Origin of the sequence: Shewanella submarina (assembly GCF_042646185.1) — a bacterium.
In the GTDB taxonomy this organism is placed as follows: domain Bacteria; phylum Pseudomonadota; class Gammaproteobacteria; order Enterobacterales; family Shewanellaceae; genus Shewanella; species Shewanella corallii.
In genome coordinates this window covers 66,318-92,764 of the sequence record NZ_JBHRTD010000018.1, presented here as the reverse complement: position 1 = coordinate 92,764, position 26,447 = coordinate 66,318, and the positions used below count along the sequence as shown (strand labels likewise).

The 26,447-nt window shown below is 52.6% G+C and carries 19 protein-coding genes; all 19 read right to left on the bottom strand.

Annotated features, from left to right (window positions below):
• Positions 1-324: 324 nt before the first annotated feature.
• On the bottom strand, positions 325-3,891 hold the full coding sequence (locus ACFOE0_RS17550; protein WP_248933899.1) for a DUF2572 family protein: 3,567 nt from the start codon (positions 3,889-3,891) through the stop codon (positions 325-327).
• A 167-nt stretch (positions 3,892-4,058) separates the two neighbouring features.
• On the bottom strand, positions 4,059-8,498 hold the full coding sequence (locus tag ACFOE0_RS17545; RefSeq protein ID WP_248933897.1) for a DUF6701 domain-containing protein: 4,440 nt from the start codon (positions 8,496-8,498) through the stop codon (positions 4,059-4,061).
• A 135-nt stretch (positions 8,499-8,633) separates the two neighbouring features.
• Positions 8,634-12,818, bottom strand: coding sequence for a DUF6701 domain-containing protein (locus ACFOE0_RS17540; RefSeq protein ID WP_248933895.1), 4,185 nt, complete (start codon positions 12,816-12,818; stop codon positions 8,634-8,636).
• A gap of 124 nt (positions 12,819-12,942) precedes the next feature.
• Positions 12,943-13,407 (bottom strand): MSHA biogenesis protein MshP, encoded by a 465-nt coding sequence (locus tag ACFOE0_RS17535; RefSeq protein ID WP_248933894.1) that lies wholly within the window; start codon positions 13,405-13,407, stop codon positions 12,943-12,945.
• Positions 13,397-14,248, bottom strand: coding sequence for a PilW family protein (locus tag ACFOE0_RS17530; RefSeq protein ID WP_248934738.1), 852 nt, complete (start codon positions 14,246-14,248; stop codon positions 13,397-13,399). The genes ACFOE0_RS17535 and ACFOE0_RS17530 overlap by 11 nt, the downstream gene beginning before the upstream one ends.
• Complete coding sequence (locus ACFOE0_RS17525) at positions 14,248-14,748, bottom strand: type IV pilus modification PilV family protein (RefSeq protein WP_248933892.1); 501 nt, start codon at positions 14,746-14,748, stop codon at positions 14,248-14,250. The genes ACFOE0_RS17530 and ACFOE0_RS17525 overlap by 1 nt, the downstream gene beginning before the upstream one ends.
• The gene (locus tag ACFOE0_RS17520) at positions 14,735-15,229 is read right to left on the bottom strand and encodes a prepilin-type N-terminal cleavage/methylation domain-containing protein (protein ID WP_248933891.1); all 495 of its coding nucleotides are present in this window, start codon (positions 15,227-15,229) and stop codon (positions 14,735-14,737) included. The genes ACFOE0_RS17525 and ACFOE0_RS17520 overlap by 14 nt, the downstream gene beginning before the upstream one ends.
• Before the next feature lie 140 nt (positions 15,230-15,369).
• The gene (locus ACFOE0_RS17515; protein WP_248933890.1) at positions 15,370-15,861 is read right to left on the bottom strand and encodes a prepilin-type N-terminal cleavage/methylation domain-containing protein; all 492 of its coding nucleotides are present in this window, start codon (positions 15,859-15,861) and stop codon (positions 15,370-15,372) included.
• 65 nt (positions 15,862-15,926) lie between these two features.
• On the bottom strand, positions 15,927-16,538 hold the full coding sequence (locus ACFOE0_RS17510; RefSeq protein ID WP_248933888.1) for a pilin: 612 nt from the start codon (positions 16,536-16,538) through the stop codon (positions 15,927-15,929).
• A 69-nt stretch (positions 16,539-16,607) separates the two neighbouring features.
• Positions 16,608-17,135 carry a hypothetical protein gene (locus ACFOE0_RS17505; protein ID WP_248933887.1) on the bottom strand — a complete coding sequence of 176 codons (528 nt, stop codon included), beginning with the start codon at positions 17,133-17,135 and terminating at the stop codon, positions 16,608-16,610.
• Positions 17,136-17,138: 3 nt separating this feature from the next.
• Positions 17,139-18,362: a type II secretion system F family protein gene (locus tag ACFOE0_RS17500; RefSeq protein WP_248933886.1), complete on the bottom strand. Its 1,224-nt coding sequence runs from the start codon at positions 18,360-18,362 to the stop codon at positions 17,139-17,141.
• On the bottom strand, positions 18,362-20,104 hold the full coding sequence (locus ACFOE0_RS17495; protein ID WP_248933885.1) for a GspE/PulE family protein: 1,743 nt from the start codon (positions 20,102-20,104) through the stop codon (positions 18,362-18,364). Before ACFOE0_RS17495 ends, ACFOE0_RS17500 begins: the two co-directional genes overlap by 1 nt.
• Positions 20,101-21,342 carry a tetratricopeptide repeat protein gene (locus ACFOE0_RS17490; RefSeq protein WP_248933884.1) on the bottom strand — a complete coding sequence of 414 codons (1,242 nt, stop codon included), beginning with the start codon at positions 21,340-21,342 and terminating at the stop codon, positions 20,101-20,103. Before ACFOE0_RS17490 ends, ACFOE0_RS17495 begins: the two co-directional genes overlap by 4 nt.
• Positions 21,339-22,238, bottom strand: a complete 900-nt coding sequence (locus ACFOE0_RS17485) for an ExeA family protein (protein ID WP_248933883.1) — start codon at positions 22,236-22,238, stop codon at positions 21,339-21,341. Before ACFOE0_RS17485 ends, ACFOE0_RS17490 begins: the two co-directional genes overlap by 4 nt.
• 6 nt (positions 22,239-22,244) lie before the next feature.
• Positions 22,245-23,939 (bottom strand): pilus (MSHA type) biogenesis protein MshL, encoded by a 1,695-nt coding sequence (mshL, locus tag ACFOE0_RS17480; RefSeq protein ID WP_248933882.1) that lies wholly within the window; start codon positions 23,937-23,939, stop codon positions 22,245-22,247.
• 10 nt (positions 23,940-23,949) lie between these two features.
• On the bottom strand, positions 23,950-24,288 hold the full coding sequence (locus tag ACFOE0_RS17475) for a general secretion pathway protein GspB (protein ID WP_248933881.1): 339 nt from the start codon (positions 24,286-24,288) through the stop codon (positions 23,950-23,952).
• Positions 24,275-24,919, bottom strand: a complete 645-nt coding sequence (locus ACFOE0_RS17470; RefSeq protein WP_248933880.1) for an MSHA biogenesis protein MshJ — start codon at positions 24,917-24,919, stop codon at positions 24,275-24,277. The genes ACFOE0_RS17475 and ACFOE0_RS17470 overlap by 14 nt, the downstream gene beginning before the upstream one ends.
• Positions 24,916-25,533, bottom strand: coding sequence for a fimbrial assembly protein (locus ACFOE0_RS17465; RefSeq protein ID WP_248933879.1), 618 nt, complete (start codon positions 25,531-25,533; stop codon positions 24,916-24,918). Before ACFOE0_RS17465 ends, ACFOE0_RS17470 begins: the two co-directional genes overlap by 4 nt.
• Positions 25,530-26,411, bottom strand: coding sequence for an MSHA biogenesis protein MshI (locus ACFOE0_RS17460; protein ID WP_248933878.1), 882 nt, complete (start codon positions 26,409-26,411; stop codon positions 25,530-25,532). The genes ACFOE0_RS17465 and ACFOE0_RS17460 overlap by 4 nt, the downstream gene beginning before the upstream one ends.
• Positions 26,412-26,447 lie beyond the last annotated feature (36 nt).

The following is a 26,447-nucleotide window of genomic DNA, read 5'->3' as shown; positions in this document are numbered from 1 at the left end:
AGCTAACTTTATCAATGCGCCCCTGTTTCCACAATAGCGCAGAGGTTAACAATCGATAATGAGTTAAATTTTTTTACGGTTATGCGCTGTAATTTTAGATATCCCGATATTTTCGACACTTTTCACTGCATCATCAGCCTGTGACCAGCGTCAAAACGCAGGACAATTGCCAATAGCCTGACAGGAAAAACCATTGCATCTCAGCTATCAGTGCCATGGATAGCGTCAAAAATTCGCAACTTTAGCCAAAATACCTCAAAAGCGTAAGAAATGTCAGTTTTATCCCTGTTGTCCCGACGAACCAAATGCCCCGGAAAACCTGGGCTACCTGACTTCCCGATGATAGATCACTTTATCGTGTCCACGATACTGACCAAACACCACACTGGCTCTCGGGTCCTGCAGTTGCTGCGGACGATCTCCCTGCCAGTTCCAGTACCACTGAAGCCAGGGGACAACCTCAACCGGAGCAGTGACTTTACCCCGGTATGTAGGAGCCGAGCCGGAAGTAAAAGTACGCCAGAGCAATTCAAATCGTCCGCCATTCACAAGGCCTGTACCGCTGCGGCTGACGCCCTGCCCCGGAGTGACTGCGGGCAGATACACATAACCCAGTTCTGTATCTGTTTCATAGGTCGCCAGGCCTGAGTTGATATCTGTCCCCGCCGCAGGAGAAACAGAGGTGCAGACATCATCACTGTTTACCCGCCAACCTCCTGGCGTCCACTGCTCTATCGCCAATGGCATGCTCAGCGTTGCAGACTCATGGCCATAGCTGTTTTGCAGTGTCACCCTGCCATGGCGTAAATCCAGGGTATCCAGTTTTTTGGCCGTCATTCCCTCACCGGTTCCTGAGGTATCCGGGTTCATATCTGCATCGGCGACAGTGCCCATTTTTCCATCGCCATCCAGTATATCCACCCCCAGATTGAGCAAAGGATAAGGTCCATCTACCCCGGGGGCAGCAACACGACCGAAGCTGATTGTCTCGGATGCCAGGCTGGCCTGTCCCGCCTGCCAATCAAGCGTGGGCAGAACGGTCAGACGATTGCTGAGATTCAGACCTGTATCACCGGACTCAGCCACCAAAGATGCATAAGCCCGCCCCAGCCATCCCTGATAGTTGAGCGTTTGCTGCCCCTGCTGATTTTGAGCCGTCAGCGTCAATGACAAGGGGAAAGTCTGGTCCATATAGGTAAAGGCACGACCGCCACTAAAGGATCCGCACCCCTGTGTAATACTCACACCTGACACCTGATAGTGAGCAGGAACAAAGCGCCCCATAGCAGCAGAAGGCGCAGACAGAATATTCAGGCCTGCATTCAGATAGGTCTGCCCGGCAGGAACAGAGGCTGACAGGTGAAAGACACCGACTTCTGACTGGGCCACCTGTAGTTGATGGTCATCCCCCAAAGGATGTTGATACTGTCCTGGAGTCAAGATGCCATCGTGCCAGGACGCTCCCTGCTCCGGGGCAGGCACATATACATCGGCAAACTCGCTGTTAAGCTCAATACTTTCATACTGGAACGAGGGTGTGACCGGGTTGGTACACACTCTGGAGCTGTTTTCACTCCAGGCATGGGCCGAGATGGCAATCGGAAACTGAGTGCCTGCTGTGGTGTAAGCAGCGTCGCTCAAAGCACTGTACTCGCCCCGGCGCTCGCCGGTGACACACAAACCGTAGGGCACACTGCGAAGGTTACCATTCACACTGTGCATCTCCAGGCCATCCTCTTCACCTGTGCCAAAGTAACTGGCCTTGAGTATCAGGTGTCCGGCATCCGGATATTGCAACTCCACACTGGCAACACCATCATCATCAAAGTCGAGTCTGTGGATATTGGGCGACTGCGCTACACTGCCACCATTCACTGTCAGTACCGCTGTGGAACTGGGCGCCACCTGGGTGACATGCTGTTTCGACAGGTTGATCTCTTTGGTTCGACCGGAGAAAGCTGCCTGACACTCAAGTCCATTGTTACTCTTACGCACCGCTTTGATATTCACACTGCCGGGTTTGTTGGCATAGCTATTGAGATCATCAATCACAAAGCCAGCTTCGGCAAAACTCAGCGTACAGGCAGCCTCAGACGCCGTTCCACCATCAGCGCGGCAAAGCGTATTATTAAGTACAGAGGTAGTAGGTGAACCGGCAGTCAGGGTCACGGGTGTCGTCGGAAAGTGGCTGAGAGAAACCGTGGCACTGCCGGTCATATTCAAACTGGATGGTGTCCAGTTCGCCTTGCCGTTATCAGAGCCCAGATTCACCACTACAGGATTGGGATAGAGTTGACTGCAGTCGGCATTGTCACAGGCTTTTACCGTGACCGACAATGGCGCACATGCCAGCGGACTGCCTGAGTAACTTAGTTCCAGGTGGTGTATGGGCTGCTCAGGAGTATCCAGTCGCTCCAGCGCCACATAACCAAAGGTTTCCCTAACATGGCGGCGCTCGGCGTCAGAGTACTGATCCTCTTCAACAACCATGGATACGCTGTTTTCATCAAGCTGGCACCGGCGTAACCAGCCACCATTGCCCCCATTACGGGTGTGTTTACCGGCAACAAAAACCGGTGACGTTGAAAATTTCTGGTTGAACTCATTGGAGTGCTGACACTGCTCAAAGGGCTCCCGAGCACCACTACTGGGTAAATTCCATCCCTGGCCGAAATCATAGGAGATCCATCGCCCATTGAGGAACATTTTGCCCGTGCCACCGGTAATCGCCAGATAAGCAACCGGGACATCATTCAACTTGGATGCGCCACCCGGTCGACAACGCATTTTTCCGCTGCTCCAGGAGCGCACTTCCGAGGTATCCAATGCTACATTCAACCCTGTGAAGGTGGGTTCAGCGGTTGAAGTTAACCAGCAGTTTTGAGTGTCATCCTGTCTTTGAGTCAAAAATACTGAGTAGCGGTTCCTGGCCGTTACCGGCATCCAGGCATTATTACTCAGCCCCAGAGCATTTTTGGCGGTGAGCAGCCCGGCTTTAAAATCCGGCCCACTGGGAAAACTGTTCTCACCACGGTTGATTGCCAACCAATGCACCTCTGGCATTGGCTTCCAGCTTGTATTGTTGTATGAGTTTGGCGCTGCCGCTTGCTCGTAGGTAAAGCCAAGATGATCGATATGGGTCAGCTCAAGTGACGCTGGCCGATCACCAGCTGGATTACTGCTGGTGATGGTGGGCATTAAAAACACCAGAGGCTTTTGCCCTTGAGGAAACGGGGTCTCAAACCTGACTTGCCCCTGACCGTTAGTGGGTTCACTGACCCCGTAGTCAAAATGGAAAGACGAAGGCTTTACCTTGTTTTCACACATACCACCGAAGTCAGCGTTATCTATAACCTCTTTGTCAAAATCAACGTCACCATTGCCCTTGATCGACAAGGAGCCCCCGGCAGCCACGCCCCCTTCCACCTCAACCTTTCCCGCAATTTTTAAATCACCTGCGACATAGAGAATACCGTTGATCTCAGATTGCCCGGCGATGTCCAGAGAGTCTTCCACATAGAGCACCAAATTGGTCTCATCATGACTGCTATTCACATTAGAGTTGGTGATCGTCAATGTTTTAAAATAGAGACGTGCGGTCAGCTCAGGCATCTCCAGCTCTGCACCATTGCTGAAAACCCCGGTTTCATAACTGTGATCGCCTTTTTCAAAACTGGCTGTAAACCAGACACGATTGGAAACGCCGGGTCTGTCTTCCGTACAGACTCGACCGCTGCATTCAAGGTAAGAGCGTTCAGCAGGGGGCCACACGTGAGATGGTGGAACCAGGGCGTTACCATGGTTGCCGGTAGGCGGGTCGGTAAAGATCTCATCACATTGCACCACAGCATGGCTGACCGATGCCCAAAAGGGCAAAGCAGCTGCGACCATTAAGATGGTTCTTTTTATCATGGTGGCAAACAAAACTGACCTCTCAGGCTGGTAGCAAACCGAATACAACAAAATGATGACAATCCTACAGAAGATTGTCTCTGCCTGAGAGGCAATGTCCAGCAAATTATTACTTTAGGCCAAACAAAACACCTAAAGCGCACAGGTTATTTTACCTCATGCCAATAGATCACCTTGTCATCTCCCCGATAGCGCCCGAAGAAAGCACTGCCTCTTGGGTCTGTTGCCTGGAGAGCATCTGATTTCTGCCAACCCCAATAGAATTTCAGCCAGTCCGGCACGGCTAAAGACGCACTCACCTCTCCCCGATAGAACCGGCTCTCCTGCGGAGCTTTTGGTGCAAAGTGATTGTGCCAGATTAGCTTGAGCCTGCCGTTACTGGTGTGGACCTGCCCCTGGGGCAGACTCCGTGACACACGCTGACCAAATTTCAATTCCGGCCTGAATTGGGCGCTCGACGGCAGGGACACAGACAAGGGGCTGGTGCACTGATCCAGCTTATTCAGTTGCCAATGCTTGCCATCCCAGAACTCTGCCAGAACAGGCATTGCCAGATCAGCGTTTTCCGGCCCATAGACATTCTCCATATGCATTCTGCCAAAACGCATTTTCTGCGTGCCAAGAACAACAGCGCCACAACCCAGAGTATGGCAATCTCCCTGTATATTTGAGCTCATGTCAGCGCCAGCCATCACCGCCATATTGCCATCCCTGTCATCTATGGCGATTCCCACAGCCAGTTGCTCATAGGGGCCATCAACGCCTGGTGCCGGAGGTCTGCTAAAGCTGACTGTCTGAGTTGGTGCTACCACGGCCTTGCCCTGTTGCCAAACAAGAGGCGGCAGTGGGCTGAGCCTGTGACTCAATGATATGCCATCGTCACTGTTTTCAGCCTGCAGTGCTGCGACTCCTTTTGCGTACTGCCCCCGATAATTAAAGGTTTGATGGTATTCAAGATTCAACGCAGTGGCAGTGAAGCCCAATCCGAAAGGTTGCCCCATGTAGCTAAAACCAGTATTACAACCCGGGGCGACCACGGCGTCACCAATCCGGAATGCGGCGGGCACAAAGCGACCAATTGCCGGTGTTTGAGCCTGCCCAACTGGGAGCCCGGCATCAAGATAATAGATAGGTTGCCCTTGTTTGTTTTCAGGGTTGGATGCGCTGAATTTGAACACACCTACTTCGTCTGTGGACTGCTCAAATCTGGCAACCCCACCAAGATTGATATCCTGCACCGTCATCCCGGTTTTACCCGTTTCACCGCCAACAGGAGCCACCAGTTCGCTACCCAGTTTGATATCCGGCATCGCAAAACTCGGCGTCACTGGGTTATCACAATACTTGTTGTCTGAGTCTGACTGCCAGGCATGGGCTGACATGGTCAGTTGGAACCCCTCACCAGCGCGTACAAAGGGCTTACAGTCTGCAGGATTACCCAGCCGACACACGGCGCCGGCGGGCGGCGTGAGACACAAGCCCGCAGGAACACTGCGCAGATTACCGTTGGTACTGCGCATCACCAGACCAGTGTCATCTCCTTTGCCCTGATAACTGACATTCAGATTTAGCCATCCGGCATCAGGGTAGGTCAGCTCCAAATGAGCTATACCCTGCCTGTCAAACTTGACCGGGGTCAGCAAAGGCGCCTGAGAGACTTTAGGCAGTGTCACCGTTTTACCGCCGGGCTGCCGGATTTTCAGACCATCACCGGAGGGGTCTACCGGCAGTCTGGGCTGATGGTGCTCCACCGACAGATAGAGATCTTTACTCTGATTGGCGAACGCAGGCTGACACATCAGACTGCTGTCAGACTTGCGAACCGCCTGCAAACGCATAGTGGCAGGTCGCCCGGCATATGTCGCCACCTCATCAAGAACAAAACCCGCCTCGGCAAAGTTCATTGAGCAACTGGCTCGGGTTCCCCCATTGAAACAGAGGGTTTGACTGTAAGGCATAGTCGCGGGGGATGAATTACCAACATCCAGGGTCACCACATCCTCAGGTGCTGCACTGGTTTGCTTGAGGAACAATCTGCGTTCACCACCTTGTATATTAACGGTATTGGTGCCCAGCAGTTGCTGATTGGCATTCAACCAGCTCACTGAGCCTGAATTTCGCGGCAGCAGATCAGCCCTTACTTCATCTGTGTAAAGCTCGCTGCAATCTTCATTGGCACAGGCCCTGACAGTGACAGCTAAAGGCGCGCAGGCCAGTGGGGAGCCGGAGTAATCGAATTCGAAGTGATGCACTTCCTCCTCCACCGGCTGGGACTTCAAGGCACACACCTGAAAATTATCAATAGCGTGCTCGTTAAATGCCTGTCCGGTTGAGCCTGTCAGCGAGATATAGAAGTTATTCGGCCTTTGTCTTTGTCCTGACAGGGTTTGGGTGATATCCATATTATTGACTATGCGTTGCTGACGGCCATTACCTGCCAATACTCTGTCTACTGAAACATAGCTGTTATCTGCACTGCGGGTATCCAGCAGGAAACTGTAGTGATCTCCCGGTCCGGGGTATGAACTGCTGGCCTGCTCCAATGGCGGGTTCAGTTTTGCGGTACTCTGGCTGTTACCCGGCGCGCCCCCCAAATAGGCGTAGCCAGTATTAAATGCGCCCCTCATTGCGACCGTGTCGGGACGAGAACCTGCCCCCCCCACCTTACCACCTTCAGAGCTGGAAAAGTTGCCCCAGGAATCGAGCGCAATACCCAACCAACCGCCATGGAAACCGGGGAACTGCTTACCATCCCGCATTCGCTGGGCATATCCCATCGCACCACCAAAGCCGCCCGGTGATGGGGATTGGTTGGCATCGGAGAACACCACGGCGACACCATCACCACCCCGTCCGGCGCTCTGGTGCCAGGCGTAATAATCAAATGAAACCCGAATGGCATTGGCATCAGCCGGGAACAGATATCTATAAGTCAAAGAGGCAGCCTGGTCCCCCAACTTACGGGTAATCACCAGTCGACCATTGTTGATCCCGGGCGAAGCGGAGCCCGGCAGCTTGGCAGAGACCCAATTACTGCCCAGTGTATCCCGGGAAAAGGTATCTATCGGCAGGCAAGTCATATCCGGCTCAGTTGGCTTCTCCAGCGCCAGAAAACCAAAGTTCTCCTGATTATCATGCCGATCCTGATTGGCGGTTTCGTCCACCACCATACTGACTTCATCGGCTTCGATACCGCACATCCGCAGCCAACCACCATCATTGTCATTTCGCGACTCAAGACCCGCCACCAGCACAGGTGCGGAGCTGAACCAGTCAGAAGCCAGCGGCGAATAGTAGCCGCACTGGCGGGACAGGCTGGCGTTATGTCCGGAGACATTAATGCCACTGCCAGCCTGAAAACGCACCTCCCCATCAGGGGTGTCTATCACGCCTTTACCCGGCGCCATCGCCAGCCAGGCCATATCTTCGTCCTGCAGGTGATTCAGATTTACTCCACCGGGATAACAGCGGTTCCCCCGCACAGCACCTGAGCTCTCCATCGCCAGCCACAGTTCATCGGAATAAGCAGACGGCCTCAGTCCCACACTGGTCAACCAACAGTTATTATTGCTGGTTTGCAATTGGGTCAACACAGTGGTCAACCCAGGTTCCAGATCAAGGCTTTCGAAGTATCCCCGTTTTCCTCCCCGGTTGACGGTATCTATCTCTTCGCGGCCAGCCACTATCAAACGTTTACCGGTGGAAGTCTTAAGCCAGTGTTTTCCGGGCAGCACAGCAATCCAATCAACCGGGGTCACGTTCGCCGCCCCACTGCTTCCCGGAGCAGTCTCACTGCGGTAACTGAAGCCATATCTGTCCACACTGGTTAAAAACGCCGACGCGGGAGCACTGCGTCCGGGGTTGGAGGCAGTAATACGCGGCATCAGGAATACCAGAGGTTTGGTGCCCGGCGGGAAGGGTCTGTCAAAGCTGACCGCTTGCTGATTTGCCTGGCCAAATTGAAGCGGTAATCCTGTCTTGACGACGGAAGGACACAAAGGGCCAAAGTCGGCATTGGCAACATCATCCAGGTCGACATCGACCCTGTCTATCCACCAGGGAGCCATTGCGCCCCCCGCAGAGAGTGCGCCGGTGATCTCAGAGGTCACATCAATATCTGCGCTCCCCCCCACATAAACCACGCCATGAATTTTACTGCCGTGGCGCATGGTCAGGTTGCCCGACACATAAATCACCAGATTGGCGGCATCACCAAAGCCATAATCAACGTTGAACCAGGTGGCATCCAGATAGAGATTATCGAAGTACAGACGCACACTTCTGTCCTCCGCTTCAACCGCTGAGATACCGCTGAAATGACCATTACCAAATCTGTAATCCCCGGGTTCAAATTCATCGGGGAAACTGTCGGGACAGGATGACAACATATGGCAGCTGATGTTACCGGCACTGCGCAGATCTCTGGGAGGGGTCAAAGCGTTGGGATGCAGCCCGGTCACTGGATCGGTAAAGATCTGCTTGCAGGCGGGTAAGGCCTGCGCGGAAGAGAGGGGAATAAACCAGCAGAGCAATGCCAGCCCTGTAATGATCAGATAGTTGACGGAGAGTGGCCGTTTACAGCCCATGGGACGCGCCTTATTGCAAAAACCGCAGCCGGTAATAAACCGGGCAAATAAGCGGCATATGTATCACTGTGTTACACAGCGTACTCCTGCATCCCCCACTCAGGCAACTTATGACGTACCTGCAGCACTTTTTTGCTACTGCTCTCGCCAGTGCAACTTCTTGTCATGCCCCCTGAAAGTGCCAAAGTAAGCACTGGATCTTGGATCCTGAGCCAGGGTTGGGCTGCTGCCATCCCAGTTCCAGTAAAATTTAAGCCAGGAGGGTGAAGCCAGAGGTGCCTGTATCCAGCCGCGATACAGGCTGCTTCCCGTAGATTGCCAAAGCAGGTTTGATTGCCCCTGAACCAGAGGACCTGAACCGCTGCGAGTGATCGCCTGGCCGCCAGCGAGGTCCGGGTCATAACTGTAGCCATTGCTATCATCTACCGAAGATAGCAATGCGGGGTTAAAACCTGAGATGCCAGAACCTTCGGCAGTGCAGCTATCCATCAGGTTCACCGCCCAGTTGCTGCCGTTCCAGTATTCTGCACGCAATGGCATCTGCAGCACTTCTGTTTCAGGGCCGTAAACATTATCCATTGTCAGCCTGCCAAACAGCAGTTGCTGACTACCAAGCTTCACTGAAGTACAGGATGCACCACTGCAAACTCCGCTACTACCGGCATCCATATCCGGGTTGACCATTTCTGCGACGCCATCACCATCCTGAATGATGATACCGGTATCCAGGGATACAAAGGGCCCATCAACTCCCGGTGCCGTTGGACGGTTAAAACTCACAGCATGGCCAGTAACAGTGGCCACGCCGTTAATCCAACTCAGTGTTGGCACACTGCTTAATCTGGCAGCCATGTCTACGCCGGAATTGGCGTTTTCAGCAGCCAAAAGCGCCGTGGCATTGGCAAAGTTGGCCGCACTTGAGGCTGAGGTGACAAAGTTCTGGGTTTGCGCCTGTTGCAGGTTTCTTGCTGTGGCAGTAAAGCTGACGGAAAACTCCTGCCCCATATAACTGAATGCGGCACCGCCACTGCCACAGGCGGGGATCAGGGAGACAGCCGACAACAAAAATTCGGCGGGTACAAAGCGCCCAACTGGCTCACTCACTGCCGCCGGAATATCTGCCACAGCACTGCTGCTGCCCAGATAGTCTGCCGGCGGGGTTGCACTGAAACGAAACACCCCAACTTCACTGACGGACTGCTCGAGTTCCTGCTGCCCAGTACCTGAGATCGTATGGTCATAGGAGGTAAGGCCGGTAACCCCGTTTGCACCTCCCACAGGAGCCACCAACTGAGATCCCAGCTGAATACCTGTGTGAGCATAGTTTGGCGTCACCGGATTGTTGCAAAGGTCGCCATCATCGGCCGCCACCCAGGCTCTGCCACTGACATTTAATTTAAACGTTTCTCCGGCTCGCTTAAATACGGGACAGGTAGCATCTGCCGCACTGCAGGTCGACTCAGTTGATACACATAAACCCACAGGGGCACTGACGAAGCTGCCCGAGCCAGTCAGCGTTAAACCTTCATCATCATCCCCTACGGCCCCTGAATAGCTGGCGTTCAAACTCACACGCCCGGCATCAGGGTAATCCAGTGTCAACTGAGCCTGTCCCTGGGCATCGAACGTTGTAGTAATTGTGGTTGAACTGGCCTGGGTTCGGCCAATGTCATTACCAAACAGGGCAATTTGAGGCTCGCTGCCAACAGGCACAGGGGCCGATGGCGAGTTGTAACCGCTCCAGAATTCAATATCTTTGCTCACACTGGCAAATGCCGGAGTGCAAACCAGCGCATTATCGGATGAACGTACAGCTGTGATATTGGCTGTGACAGGCTGACCGGCCAGCTTATCCGGCACATCAATCAGGAAACCACTGTCAGCAAAACTGAAACTGCACTGGGCTGCAGTCGCCACCGCCCCATTGCGACTGCATAGCACAGGGTTATCAGCGGCGGGCGTCGAGCTACTGATGCCTATAGTGACAGGTGACGTATTCAGCCCTTGTAAACTCACCTGGGCTGAACCATTGGTCAGATTGACTGTACTGGTTTGCCATCTTGCGGCATTGGCGTCATCCACAGACAAAACCGCACTGACACTGTCAGTCACCAACTGGGAGCAGGATGCATCGGCACAGGCCTTAAGGGTCATCACCTCTGGGGTGCAGGTCAGCGGCGTGGCTGAATATTCAAATTCAAAGTGATGAACCTGACTGTCCAGATCATTCATTTTGATAGCACACACCTGCAGGTTGTCTATCTCGTGATTGTTGGAAACATCACCGGTTGAGCCGGTAAAAGAGAGAAAGAAGTCGGCAGGCACCGCCCCCTGCCCGGATGCCGCCTGGGCATCGAAGCCGGGAATTAAATTGAAGTAACCCGAACCATTGTTGATATCACGCTCAACCAAGACTTCGGTACTGCCAGTAATTCTAGAGTCCAGGGTAATTCGGTATCTGTGCCCGGGCCCCGGCGTGCTGGTGCCACGCAAATCCAGATTAGGGCTGAGGTTGGCAGCTGTACCCGTCAGGTAGTTATAGTTTGAGGCTTCTGAGCCTCGAATAGAGACAGCCTGTGGTCGTGAACCGGGTCCGCCAACCCGCCCTTCTGTGGGGTTGGCAAAGTTGCCCCACTCATCAAAACCAACACCCAGCCAACCTCCGGCAAAACCGGCATCACCATTATTACGCTGGGCATACCCCAGAGAACCACCAAAGCTTCCGGGTTCAGGCGTTACCGAACCATCAGAAAAGATCACTGCCATACCATCAGCGCCACCACCAAAGTTGGGCGACCAGCCATAATAGTCAAATTCCACCACCACATAGTTGGCATCGGCAGGAAACAGTTTGCGTAAGGTCAATGCTGCAGCCTGGTTGGTCGCGTCTTCGGTAATCCGCAGTCGCCCGCCGGTAACATAGGGAGAAGTCACTCCTGCAGGTACTGTCACATCCCAGCTATCACTGGACAGTCCTGCGCTGAAATCATCGTTCACACATTGCAGAACCGGAGGATCCTGTTTTACTTCCAGAGCGACAATGCTGTAGTTTTCCTGATTATGATTTCGTTCAGAGTCCCAGTATTCATCTTCATCCACTACCATGGAAACACTGGAAGCCGACAAGTAACACCGCCTCAGCCAACCGCCATCAAGACCATTTCGGGATGTCTTTTTTCCCACCAGTGACGGCAAGCCGGTAAACCCGGTAAGGGATGAGCGGGCATTACATTGATCGCTCAAAGTGGGACCACTACCAGTATTAAAGTTGGCGAAGTCATACTGAATATCAGTGCCATCGACCGTGATAGTTCCGTTACCCGCACTGGTGGCCAGATAAGCGATCTCTTCATCGTTAACATTGGCGGGAAGCACAGCTCCCGGAATACAGTAACCGGCACCATTCCAGGCATCAGACAGATCCAGAGCCAAACTCAGGCTGCCGCTGTTAAGCAGTCCAATAGATGTACTCCAACAGCTGGAGTTATTGTCGGTTTGCAACTGGTGCAGTGCCACATTTAATCCGGAGTCCAGGCTTACCGAATCATAATTGGATTGATATTCCGAGGTGACGGCATTGGTGGTAAGCGTACCGGCCACCAGAGGTGTGCCATCGGAAAGAGTGTAACTGCCCGGCGTCACCGCTATCCAGGAGACATCCGTCATACTGTTGGCTGTGGTAACCGAGCTGGGAGACTGCTCCTGAGTAAAGCTGAAACCTGTGTTGCTGACACTGGTCAAGAATAAAGAGGCTGGTCCGTCAGATGAGGGAGAAGAAACATCTATGGTCGGCATCAGGAACACCAAAGGTGTCACGCCCGACTCAAATGCACGATCAAAGGTGACACTGCGCCCTGAAGTTGTACCGAATTGCAGGTCAAATGCTGGCTGACCATCACCACAAAGCCCACTAAGGTCTGCATTGGCCACGGCATCAGCGTCATAGGTTACATCGGCCCGACCGGAAACATTCAGATTACCACCTGCGGCCAATGCCCCCTCAAGTGTTGCCTGACCGCTGTAGTTAACATTGCCATCAACATAAATAATGGCATTCACCTGGTTTTTACCGGCTACGTTGAGGTTGCCGCTGACATAGATAAACAGGTTTTCGCCGGGCCCGGAGGTATTGATAAAGGAGTTGGTCAGGTTGAGCGTGTTGAAGTAAAGCCGGGTAGTTGTGCCAGAGGTTGTCAGGGAAGAACTGTTTTCAAACTGTCCCGTGTCATAGTCATAGTCTCCGGGAGTAAAAGGACAGGTTCCGTTTTTGGGACAGGTAAAATTATTGAGTGGAGGCACCATCACTCCGGGGGGAGGCACTATGGTCCCGGAACCCAAATTTCCTGATGGCGGGTCCTGAAACACATCATCACAGCTGGGCAATGCGGAAACAGATGAAACGCTTAATAAGTAAAGTCCAACTGATATCCCTATCGCCCTGAGGCTAATCCACACGTGCCTGCACCTCCACCATACGGTTTACCCGTAAGCAATTACTGTCGCCACCGGCACCACCACTACACTGCCCCGCCTCGCAAACTGCACTGCTGGACAGGGTAAACTGATTCAGGGTGTCACCATTAAAGTTAACCGTTACCAGATTACAACCCACACTTACACTACATCCACTGAAGCCGGGCTGGTTGGGTGGCGTCCAACTGGTCCCTACAGCACTGCAGTCGGTCGCCGCACTGCCTCCTGGCGGAAATAACTGGGCCAGAGCTGCATCAGCGCCACTGTTGGCAGCCAGCAATGCTCTTGTGCCCCACACCTCCAGGTTGACGTTGTCATCTGCATCGCCCAATACCCGGATCAATGCAGCAGTAATCACAAACATCACTGTGATGATAAAAATGCCCACCACAAGTGCGCTGCCTTGCTGATTGGAACGCCTAAAATTACGGGACATTAACCACCTGCACCTGTTGTTGATATCTAAACTTCTGACCCACAGCCTCAAACTCCGGACTCAGCATCACAATGGCGTTATTCACCAGGGTCGCCGGTTCCAACTCAATCGGCGCATCGGATGCCAAATCATTGGTAACCCCCTCAGCCATCAAGACTCCTGTTCCCATTGAAGAAGGAGCCAATTGGGTCGGATGATTAATGCCATAGTCGGCATACCGATACAGACTGACACTGCTGCCACCCTGGAGAAAACAGTAGCTGACAGGCTCGGACACTAAAAGCAACCTCTGCCTTGGGGAGGCCTCAGCAAACTGCACGCTACGATTAAAAGTATAGGTGGTGATATTGGCCGCGGTGGAAACCGAGTTGATTGAGAACAGTTTACCGGTAGTGGATTCGGGATTTGCGTAAACATCTGATGCCACCAAAGGGTAGATCAGCGCCATATAATCTGCACTGATCGGCATAGGAGCAATAATCGCAGTACCTGAATTGGCAGCAGCATCGGGATAGACAGGCATGGACAGATAATTGGATGCAGCCTCAATGGGTACAAATTCCAAACACTGCCATTGGCTGCCATCGCTGCGAACTCTCAAGCTGTTGGGCGCCGCATTACGGATATCACGGGTCATGCGTTCAAGGGCAAAACGGCTTTGACTTAATACCTGATCCACGGATGTAGAATCCAGAAAGATCCGGGTACCAAACACGATAAAGCTGGTGACCCCCACAGCCAGGATCCCAAGGATGATGATCACAGTGACCATCTCTACCAGGGTAAAACCACGCTGACAAAGCTTCTTTCTACCTGGCTGTTGCAACTGACGATTCACCATCAATAGTTACTCCTGACACCATTAAAGGTAATCGCTTCGCCATTGGGCGTGGTCACAGTCACGGTAATCAAGCGGGTCACATTACCACTGCCCACTGTGACCGCCAGTCCATAGCCAGGATAAATATCCGCATATGTCTGGCTGGAGTCCAACATCTGAGAGTTCTGGTTCATGCCGTTGTAGTCATCAATATCATCCCAGTCATCCCGGCTTTCACCTGTCTCTGGGCCAGGCACTGTCGTGCAGGCAGGTAAGCCATTAGTACCACAGGGTGTGCCACCATTGGCGTCCGCATTGTCGTCGTAACGCTTGCCCCAAATCTCATTCATCACTGAATGCCCAAGCTCAGCGCTTCGAACCCGATACAGGGTATCTGCCGCCCTGTCCGCCTGAGGGAAAAGCATAGTACCCAGCATCACCAGTGCCACCGCCAGCACCATCATGCCAACCACCATCTCGATAAGGGTAAAACCCTGCGACCGGGATTTAACTGCCTTCATGGATATACCCCTGGGATTCAATGGCGATACGCGTAGTGTCATCGGCGGTTATCTGTAAACAGTTACCCGCGCACACAGATCCTGCGCCCCAAAAGGCCTGGCCAAGACGGTTAAAGTCGAGGAAAAATGTTTGAGAAGCATTGGGAGTCAGGGTAAGGGATGTGCCTCTTGGCAGATCCTGCAGCGCATCGGTACGCTCGACCGTGCCGCTGCAAAGGTCACCGCTGCGGCCGTTGTAGTGAACAATTTGATAGCCTGAGGTGGTGGCGTTGAATCGATAACAGCGGTCAGCATTATTGAGCGCCATCAACTGTGCCTTACGCAACTCCCCAATCACCTCATCCCGCAGGGTAAAGCTGCTGACACTGGTCGAGGACAACAGGCGTGGCAGTACAGTCACCGACAAAATAGATATCAGCAAAATGGTGACAACAAGTTCAACCAGGGTAAATCCCGATTCAGGTTTGATGATTCCCGGCACCAGGCCTCTCCTCAAGGATATTGCTCGCCACAGGGCAAGCGGCTGACAGGACTGTGAAAAACACTATTAGTGAGTATGACAAACTCATGGCGCAGATACAAAAAAGGCCTGCTGGGCAGGCCTTTTAATAAGCGGGCTGATTAGCAACCGGTAACGACAACATTGAAATCTGGAGTATCGCCTGCTGCAGTCGGCTCAGTGTATTCAATTTTACAATCAGCTGGCGCACCATTCTGACGAATAGAAATACTGCCAGGATTCGGAGAATCTGCAGTATAGAGCCAGTCTTCAGTAGGAGTACCAGTATCCTGGCCTAAACTGATTTCCGCTGCAGCAGCGATTGCAGTATTGGTCGCATCCAAATATCCATAGACTACATCCACATCCACAGGTGAAGCTGTAGTGCCAATGTTTACAGTGCTCGTCGCAGCGTTTTGTACACCTTGCAGTGCCGCCTTGGAGTACACCAGGCTATTGGCCCCCTGAATCGCAGCCTTCAAACCATCCAATGCTGACGCACGGGCATCAGACTGCAGATTAATAAACTTAGGCGCAGCGGTTACCGCCAGAATGCCGAGAATAATGATCACTACTACCAGTTCGATTAGGGTAAAACCTTGTTGTCTTTTCATAACTTAACCTTCTCTACTTTAGCTGCCACCAGCAGTGACAAAATTCAAAACTCTTTACGCAATTATCAGTTGGTAAAGCTCAACACCTGACTTGTCCCAGGGTTGTACACCACACCTTTCCCAAGAGAAAGATCCAGCGTACCCTCCGGAATCCCCGTATTTGGGTCAAGCTTTAGCGACGCAACCTGGTGGAATAAACACAGATCCAGATTGTTTACGGTTTCACCATCAATGGAGATGCCGCTGCCACCAGCACCATCCAGCATTTTTACTGTATAACGCTTATCCCTAGCATCTTGATTGTATAGCACATTTCGCGGTGCATTTTGCAAAACATTGTTAAACACCTGTTGACAGGAAGTATCCGTCATTTGTGTAGCATTGGTGACCTGAGTACCGCCTGTCACCGCGCCGGTAGGGAAACCGAAACGGCTGTCCAGGGTCACACGGCTGCCATCCAACACCACGTTGTCATTGTTGCGACCTTCTACTTCCCATTGCGCTCGCACAAAGCCGACCGCAGTAGCCAAACCACCGGCAACACCGTCGACACTGGCGTTCTCTGCATCGTCAGTGACGTTTAAAAACCTGGGAATGGCCGTAGCAGCCAACAACCCGAGGATAACGATCACAATAACCAATTCGATCAGAGAGAAACCCTGCTGTTGTCTCTTCATCCTTCCCCCATAGACTATAACCTGTCCATTTTACCAATTAATCTCACATTAAAAAGCAGATTGTGATCATCATCTGCCACCCGTTAAAAAAATCACCTCACCGGATTGCAGCTGATAGCTGAGGCGACTGCCATCCGGTGCCATAAACCAGCATGCGCGGGAGTCTGCATCATACTCAACCAGCAGATCCTCACCGTCAGGCCGGACGCCAAGCAGTTGATACCATAAGGTTTCACAGCCTGACTGACTCTGCTCATGGGGCAAAGGCCAGCCACCATCAGCCATAGCAACCTGTGATGGCCGACTGTGCTCCAAGGAGACAGCCTCATCATCACTGGTTCCTGCCATATCCACTCGCTCCACCCATGAAAGAGTCAGCTTTGGTGGCTTCCCCTCTCCCAGCCATTTGGAGCGAGTCATGGCCAATACATTCAGCAGACGGGTCTGCTCAACCTGCAGTCCCTGGGCAACAACCCCGGGGACAGCCTCAAAATATCTGTAACCCAATACCGCCAACACCAGGAGCAACAGCACAACTGCCACCATCTGCCGAAAAACGCCCTGCAGACGACCGGCGGATTCTTCGGATGAATCCATCCGTTAACCCCCGCCTTTGACCACGTTGAGCATATCCCACATTGGCAGATAAATACCCAGCGCCAGCACCAATACAATACCGGCCACAATACCAATAAGTATGGGCTCCAGCTTGGCAGTCAGGTTCTTCAGGTCGTAATCAACCTCGCCCTCGTAGAAGTCGGCAGCATCATTCAGCAGCTGATCTATCTGGCCGGTTTCTTCGCCCACGGCCACCATTTGCAGTACCAGAGGAGTGAACAACTTACTCTGGTTGGATACCCGCAGCAGTGAGTCACCTGACTCAATGCCCTTACGCATATCCACTATTCGGTCGTGCATATAGGCGTTATCCACTGCATCAGCCACCAAACTCAGCGCCTGGGTCATGGGAACGCCTGCGCTGATCATCATGGCGAAGCTGCGACAATATCTTGCCAGGGTGGAGCGCTCAATAATGGAGCCCACTGCAGGCATATGCAGCTTCCAGCGATCCCACTTTTTCTGCCCTTCCTCCGAATTCATCCAGTAACGGATGCCGAAGATGACACCACCGGCGACCACCAACATAAATGGCCAATAGCTGACAAAAAAATCCGACGTGCCGATCAAAATCCGGGTCGGTAATGGCAGCTCGGCACCGAATCTGGAGAACATGGTGGCAAACTTGGGAATCACAAAAATATTCAATACCACCATAGCGATGGTAATAGCGAACAGTACGAACACAGGGTAACGCATGGCGGCTTTGATCCGCTTGCGGGTCTCCTGCTCGCGTTCGATATAACCGGACAGCTGTTTAAAGGCCTCTTCCAGCTTACCCGTGTTCTCCCCCACATGAACCATAGAGATAAACAGGGTATCAAACACGTCTCTGTGCTGATTCATCGCTGCCGATAGCGGGCGTCCCGAAATCAACTGCTCAGAAATATCGTTCAGCGCATCTTTCATCCGCTGAGAGTGAGCAGTCTCCGCCAGACCGGCAATCGCTCGCAGCATAGGAATGCCCGAGCGGGTCAAAGAGTACATCTGACGGGTGAAAATCTGCAGTTCATCCAGGGTAACCCGGCGACCACCAATTAAACCCTGAAGATCAAAGCCCTGGCTATCCTTAACTTCTCTCAGCTCAAGGGGGATAATTGCGCGCTGCAGCAATACATCAGCCGCAGCCGATTCATTGGCTGCGTCGAGGTGCCCCTTGATAGTGGCTCCCTGCCTGTCCCTTCCCCGATAGCTGAACTTAGCCATTATCTATCCTCAACCAACTGCTCTTCCGGCACTTCACCACCGGCATCTTCCACCAGCTTGGCCACTTCACTGATAGTGGTCATACCCTGACGAAGATAGTGCAGCGCCGATTCAGACAAAGGCGTGAAGTTGGGGCTTTCTTTGGCCGCTTTAGCGAAATCCTGAGGATTGCCGCTGCGCATTGCTTCAACCATGATCTCATCCAGCTCGAGAATCTCGAAGATACCGATACGACCACGGTAGCCACTGCCGTTACAGCTTTGGCAGCCAACACCCTGTTTCAGTGGCGCAGAGGAGAAATCATCCGGGGTAATACTTGACAGCCAGGCTGAATCCTGAGGTGTCAGTTCGTAGGGAACCGCACAGTTCTGGCAAACCCGGCGCACCAGACGCTGGGCAATAATCACCCGTAATGCACTGGCAACCAGATAAGGGGCAGCGCCCATATCCAGCAAACGCAGGGCACTGGTGACGGCATCATTGGTGTGCAGTGTCGAGAGTACAAAGTGACCCGTTAATGCGCCTCGCAGACCGATCTCCACCGTCTCCTGGTCACGCATCTCACCCACCATGATGATATCGGGATCCTGACGCAAGGTAGTTCTCAGTACGTTGGAGAAGTCGAGGCCAATCTTATGGTTCACCTGCACCTGGTTAATCCTTGGCAGCTGATATTCCACCGGATCTTCCACCGTGATGATCTTGCGATCGGCAGTATTCAATTCACTCAAAATACCGTAAAGCGTGGTGGTTTTACCGCTACCCGTAGGTCCGGTAACCAGCAGCATGCCATGGGGACGACGTATCTGTTTACGTACCCGGTTAAGAATGTCCTGTGGCATACCGGTTTCATTCAGCGTCAATAGGCCCGCCGACTGATCCAGCATACGCATTACCACTGACTCGCCGTGATAAATCGGCATGGTGGAAATACGAACGTCAATGGCGTGACCCTTAATATCCACATGGAAGCGGCCATCCTGCGGAAGACGCTTTTCTGAGATATCCAGGCCAGCCATCAGCTTAAGTCTCAGTACCAGTGCAGCCGCAATATTTGACTCATTGAGGGTGTTTTCGTGCAACTGACCATCGATACGCTGACGTATCCTCAGCACCTTCTCACCTGGCTCAATGTGGATATCCGATGCCCGCATCTGCACCGCATCTTCAAAAATAGAGTTGAGCAGTTTAACCACTGTGGTTTCGCTGTCACTGTCTGTCTGGGTCAGAGCGCCCAGGTCAAACATATCGTCGGCGGCATACTCCTCTTCCAGCTTACCCGCCATCGCCGCGATATCGCCGGTACGACGATACAGGGTATCGAAAGCAGCCATCAGCTGGGCTTCGGTAGCCACCGCCAGGGATATCGCCTTGGGAGTCAGCAGCACCTCGAGGTTATCGATCGCCTGCAGATCTGCCGGGTCACTCATGGCCACCAGTACGGAATCACCATTATCCTCAACCACAAGGGCGCGATAACGACGAGCCTGTACTTCCGGCAGAAGGTTCACTACTGCGGCGGGTACAGCCCGGCGACTGACATCCAAAAATGGAATGTTCATCTGGTGGGACAGGAATTTCAGCAATTGTTCCTCGGTCAAACATCCGAGGGTGATCAGTGCACGCCCCAGCTTCTGACCGGATTTTTTCTGCTCTGCCAACGCCTGCATCAACTGATCTTCAGAGATGATCTGCTCCTGTACCAGCAGATCACCCAGACGCATTTTTAGTTTTGGCTTCATTCCACAGCTCCCAACTGCTCCAATCTTTGCTGTACAAAAGTGGTTGCGCTGTCAGACAGCCCACCTGCCGCCAGGGCATTTCGATAAATTCCTGCAGCTTCAGCGTATCTGCCCTGCAGATCTACCGCATAGGCTTTGGCCATCAACCAACGGCTCTGTCCCGGCTGCAATGCCAGCAATCTGTCGTATGCCTGCTCTGACAGATCGTTACGATTCAGCCCCTGGGCCAAATCGCCAATCAGAGCCCATTTTTCTATTGCCTGAACACCGCTGGCTTGCATCAAAATCGCATTGTCATAGGCTTGCTGCAGCTGACCGGCTGACTGATACACTCTGGCCAGCAGCAAGCGGTAATTCTGATACTCCGGAAACGCGTCCAGCCCCTGTATCAGAGTAGAGGCTGCCTGATCCAGCTCACCCTCACCATAAAACACAGCGGCGAGATGTTCTCTGGCTCTGTGCAATCCCGGGTTGTACTCAAGCGCCCTGATGTACTCGGACTTTGCTCGCTCAAAATCACCATTTTGCTGAGCTTTATCACCCAGCTCGTAACGCTTTTGAGCCAACTCTGCCGGAGACATAGGCACAGGTGTCACCGCCATTTGCCCGGCCTGCTTATCACTACCCTTGTCAGTATTCACTGCAGCGGATTGAACCGACCTGGATGCTTTCACTCTGGGTTCCGGCTTAACCTGCGGTTCTACGGTCTGCTGATCTTTTGTGTTTACTGAGGCGCTGGCAGCGGCTTCGTCTCTGGCAGGCGGCTCGGCGGCAACACTCACTCTGGACTGCTGAGCAGTAACTGTTTCTGTACCAGCCTCAGTAAGGGCTTCTGAGGCGACGGCAGACTCTGACTGAGAGGAGTCCCGAACGGGAGTTGCTGTCCGAGATGATTGTTCGACATCCTCACCTGTCTGAGTCAGAACTTGTTCATCTGTTTGCGCCAAGCCGGTGACTGTTGGCTTGCCTTTATTGACCACTGGTTGTGGCTCAGATGGCTGCACCTGAGATTGCTGCCGGACATCCTGTTTATTCGGCGAACCAGCCTGTAATTGCAGCCACAGGTAGAAGGTTGCCCCTGTGCCCGCCAATATGACTACCAACAGCAGGACCCACAGCCAAACTCTGGATTTGGGCTGCTGAGGCAAACGCGCCGGCGCCGCTGACTCTAGATTGGTGACCTGATGTTGCTGCTGTCTGGATTCCAGATCCTTCAGCATCTGGTTAATTACACTCATAAATTCGTTACGCTCCACACAATTGCAGCGGTCAGCGCGCAAATGCTCACTGCAGCAGCGATCAAAATCCCCTGACGGTTCAACTGGGAAGCATCTTCTGTATCTTTAATGGCGCCTTTGATATGACGACGACGAATTCTGTCATCGCCTTCGCCATAACTCAGCATCATGGCCTTGTGGCTGAGCACGTTAATCAATCGCGGGATCCCCCGTGAAGCCTTGGCGATCATCTGGCTGTCACGGCCGGTAAACAGCGGACGCCCCTGATAGCCGGCGACGTTAAGCCTGTGATTGATATAGCCCTGAGCTTCCACAGCGGTAAGAGGGCGCAGCTGATAGCTGAAGGTGATTCGCTGGCGCAGCTGGCGGAATCTGTCTTCCGCCAGTCGTTGATCCAATTCAGGCTGACCAAACAGCACCACCTGCAGCAATTTGCGGCTCTCTGTTTCCAGATTGGTAAACAGGCGCAGAGCTTCCAGGCTGTCTTCCGGCAAGGCCTGAGCTTCATCCAGCACCAACACTGTATGCAGGCCCTCAGAAGCCAGTTCCACCAGCTTTTGCTGGATAAGCTGAGTCAGTTGCTGCTGATCCACCTCTTTGCTGTATTCAATGCCCAATTCCATGGCTACTGCCCAGCGCAGCTCAGCAGGTGTCAGGTAAGGGTTGGGCACATAAGCACAGCGGAAACGCTCCGGCAGCTCATTCATCAACTTACGACAAATCAGCGTCTTGCCTGTGCCCACTTCACCTGTAACCTTGATAAAGCCTTCGCCGGTTTGCAGCGCAGCCTGCAGCACCTGCAGCGCCTCCACATGGGGCGCCAGCCCAAAGAAAAAACCTGTATTGGGCGTCAGCGAAAATGGCGTCTCAGTCAGCCTGAAGTGTTGCAGATACATGGCCTGTTACTGCTCCTGCCCCTGCTGTTGGGAATCATCTTGCTGTTCTGTCGGGTACCAGCGATCCAGCAGATCCCGGGTACGTTCCAACTCTTTCTGCCAGGTGTCTTTGCCTACCACGGTTGGTTTAAGCATGATCACCAGCTCAGTCTTGCGCTTTTGCATGGCGCGGTTTTTAAAGGCTTCGCCCAGCAGCGGGATATCACCCAGCAGCGGGATCTGAGACACCACCTCTGTGTTGTCAGACTTCATCAGACCACCAATCACCACTACATCGCCTGAGTTGGCTTTAATCACGGTATCCGACTCACGAATTTCGCTTTCTGCCAGAGGCAATTCCAACGTGCTGCCACTGACCTTGATCTGCTTAACCTGCTCGCTGACGTCAATCACTGAAGGATGAATATGCAGCAATACATTGCCCTGCTCATCAATCTGTGGCGTCACATCCAGTGCAATACCGGAGAAGAAAGGGGTCAGCTCCACATCCGGGGTGGTAACCGGTGTTGCTGAAGCTACTGTGGTGGAGGACACGTTAGTGACGAAGTACTCATCCTTACCCACTTTAATGACAGCTTTCTGGTTGTTGGTTGCCGTCACCCGTGGGCTGGACAGCACATCCACATCACCCTGGGTATCCAGCAGACTAATCATGGCGGAAAAGTCTTTACCGGAAACTTTCAGAGAAGTAATACCGCCCAGAGTATTGGTAATAGTGTCGCCCAGCGTCGCGGGAGAGGTGCCAAATTCAAAGTTGGTGCTGCCGACATGGCCAAGCACATCCTGCCATTGAATGCCCTGCTGATAGCCATCAGACAGAGTCACCTCAAGCACCTTGGCTTCCAGAATCACCTGACGCTGCAGGTGACTTTCGGCTTTCTGCAGGAAGTTACGCACTTCGCGGATCTCATTGGGATAAGCCCGCACGGTCACCAGACCGGCCTGAGGAGACAACACCACCTGACGACCACCACCTGTATTGCCGATAATGGCAGTCAGGGTTTCCTGCAGTTCGCCCCAGAAATCCGTGTCAGTTTGCGAACGGATAAAAGTACCGTTGGTTTCCTGGCTGCTGGAGCCACTATCACTGCCGCCAACGTTATTGCTCAGATTATTACTGGAGGAGTTGGTATTGCTGGAATTACCATTATTGCTGTTGTCAGAAATACGACCGGCGCTGACAGAGGTGATACTCAGCCCCTGACGCTGCATGTAGAGATAATTCAGCGGGAAGGTTTCGGTACGCATGCCTGCCGGATAGACACGCAGAATATTGCCTTCGACCTTGATGTCAAAGCCATACATATCCTCAACGACCTGCAGCGCCTCACTCAGTGTCACCTTCTTGAGAGACAGAGTAATTTCGCCGGTCACATTGGGATGCACCACCACACTCAAGGGAGAACCCTGAACCAGGCTGGCAAAGAAGACCCTGGCAGACACATCATTGGCAGAAACATCAAATCTGCGCTCGGAAGGCGCTCTTGCCTGGCTGCTTCCCAGCAGGCTTGAGGCGGCCAACTCACGCTTCACTGAATCTGGCATCACTGCCGGTGGCGGGGGCGTTGCAGCTTTGGCTTGCTGCTGAGACATCATATCCCGCACCGTCTCCTTGGCTGCCTCAGGTTGAGGACGATCCACCGACTGGCACCCCATCACAAACAGGGGAACAATAAGAAAAGAATACTTGCTTGAAATCATGAGGTTAACCTTATTTCCCAGTGACAGAGGTGAACAAAACCAATTTACGACCATCTTCAAGCATCACCTGCTCTTTGTTGATCTGACTTATTTTCACTCCCTGCACACTGTCTCCCCTATGATAAATCTTGTTGTTGATAACGGCGAAAGCCTGCTTTCCCGTCCAGGTAATTGAGTTGAGCACCAACCTGCCGTTGCCATTGCTGACAACCGGGCCTTTTCCATCGGGGTCAAATATCACGGCAGGCCGGGTTGGATCTTTAAGCGTCTGGGCGCCCACACCAAAGACTACTGAACAGGTCAGCAGCCCCATCAAGGCACCGGTGGAAACAAGTCTAATAAGCAACACTGATGTACTCCTCATTGACGCTCAGGGTGTAGAACTCCAGCGATACCTCTGCCAGCGGATAATCTTTGACCTGATAGTCCAGCTGCTTCCAGTAAACCTTCTCAGGCAATTTCTCTACCGTTTGCATAAAGCGTAAAACATCAAAGTACTGACCTTTGATATTTAATTTTGCTCCATGGCTGTATAGATTGATTTTGTTTTCCGCATCACCATCAAGCAAAGGCTTGGGCGGCAAAGACTCAAAGCCGGTAACAGTGACACGCTTGGCACTGGCCATCATGGTATTCAGCAGCACAGGCATAACATCTGATGGCACGACATTGTGGCTTTCCAGCCTGTCTTCAATATCTGTCAGTTGCTGCTGCAGGTCATCGAGACGACGACGGAAATCGGCATTTGGATCTTCCGCCAGTTTCGCCTGATACATGGCGATCTGTTGATTGGAAATGTCATTTTCCTGAGTGACAGATTTAATCTCCCGGCTCAGCTTTTGATTACTCTCCATCATACTGCTCAGGGGCATGATCAATATGGTGAGCAAAACCGCCAGCACTGCTATGGCAATCAACCCCCGCTCTCTGGCGGTCAGGGCATCAAACTTATCTCTTAACTGGTGCCATTGATGCTTCATTTGGCGCCCTCCGCTGCCGCAACAGGTTTCTCTTCTGGCTTGCTGCTCAACACAAAGGCAATAGGCTGACCTTCGCCCCTGTCCATATTGATAGCGGAGAACGCATAGCCTTTAAGAGTTTCAGTCGACTTAAGCTGGTCAATCCAGAAAGGAACTGTTTGTGCCTGCACGCTGTAACCTTCAAAACTGAATTTTTGATTGGCGGCCTGAATACGGGTAAGCCATAGCTTGTTTGCTGACACGCCCGCCAGATCAGTAAGCAGGATGGAGAAGCCTTCACTGGTGATATCGCTGCGACGATCCAACTCAGCCAACAGTTGTTGTTTCAGTAACAGCCTTTCATCCATGGCTTTGACCTGAGCAACCAAGCGGGGATCCGGCTTATGATTGCTGACCTTCTGTTCCAAATCTTTCTTCTGATTCTGCAGGTGATTTCGGGCCTGATGATGTTGAGCCAGCTCCTGGGTAAGGAAGCTATTCTTCCAGTAAAACCAGGCATTGGCCGCGCCACCGACCACCAACACAATCAGTACAAGCAGCACTGTTCGCTCAAAGGAGATGCGGAGCTCAGGAGGCAGGAGATCCGGAGTTAACAGGTTAATGCGGGTTTTCATGCCTGCTCCTCCTGTTGCCACTCCTGATAAGCACAGTCAGCAAAAGAGATACCTACCGAGGTATGTGGCACTGCAGAGACGGGCTGATTAAAGTTCGCCCCCACCAACTTGGCAAGGGCCTCATTGGCACCATCGATAAGGATATCAACAGCGGATACAGGAGCCTGACGCAGCTGACTTTCGAAATAATCCATGGAGCGTTGCAGCTCCAGACTCAGATTGTCAGCAGCGCCGTATGCCAAATCCTGCTCGGAAATGGCATGAATATCAGTAAAGCCCCTGACTCGCCGATGCATACACAGGCCACCATCACGTATCACAGTGAACAGCAGGTCCTGGCCGGCGTAGTGGCTGATGATCAATTTGGCCTGTTCGTTTTTGGGAGTGGCATGACACATGGCCAGCTCTTCGATGCTGATACCTTCAATCGTCAAATGGGAGTCAATGGCGCCGTGAACCAGCTTTTGCAACTCACTTTTATCCATGACAACCACAGACACCTTGGGTTGATTGGGCAGGCATGAGTCGAAGAAATCCAGATGCAGATTCTGCACAGGAATATTGACCATATCTTTAACCGCCCACAGCAAACTGTTGGCGACTTCATTATCGTCACCATCGGGGCGGTCAACAGGCAGTAATTGGTACCAGTGAGGGGCCAGCACTATCCTTAAGCTGGCGTGACCAAACTCTTTGGCCACTTTACCGAAAATGTCTTCCCAGTCACCTTCGATTGCGAATTCCATTTCAACCGCTGCCTGGTCTTCGGCGGCAGCCTGATGAACCCAAACCCTGTCAGGTGCAATATAGACTCCCAAAACCTTCCCCTCGCGGCGCTTCTTCCAAAACGCGAGACGATTGAAAACAGTGTTATTCATATAGTATTTCTACTTTCCAGTAGTGATTAACGGGGG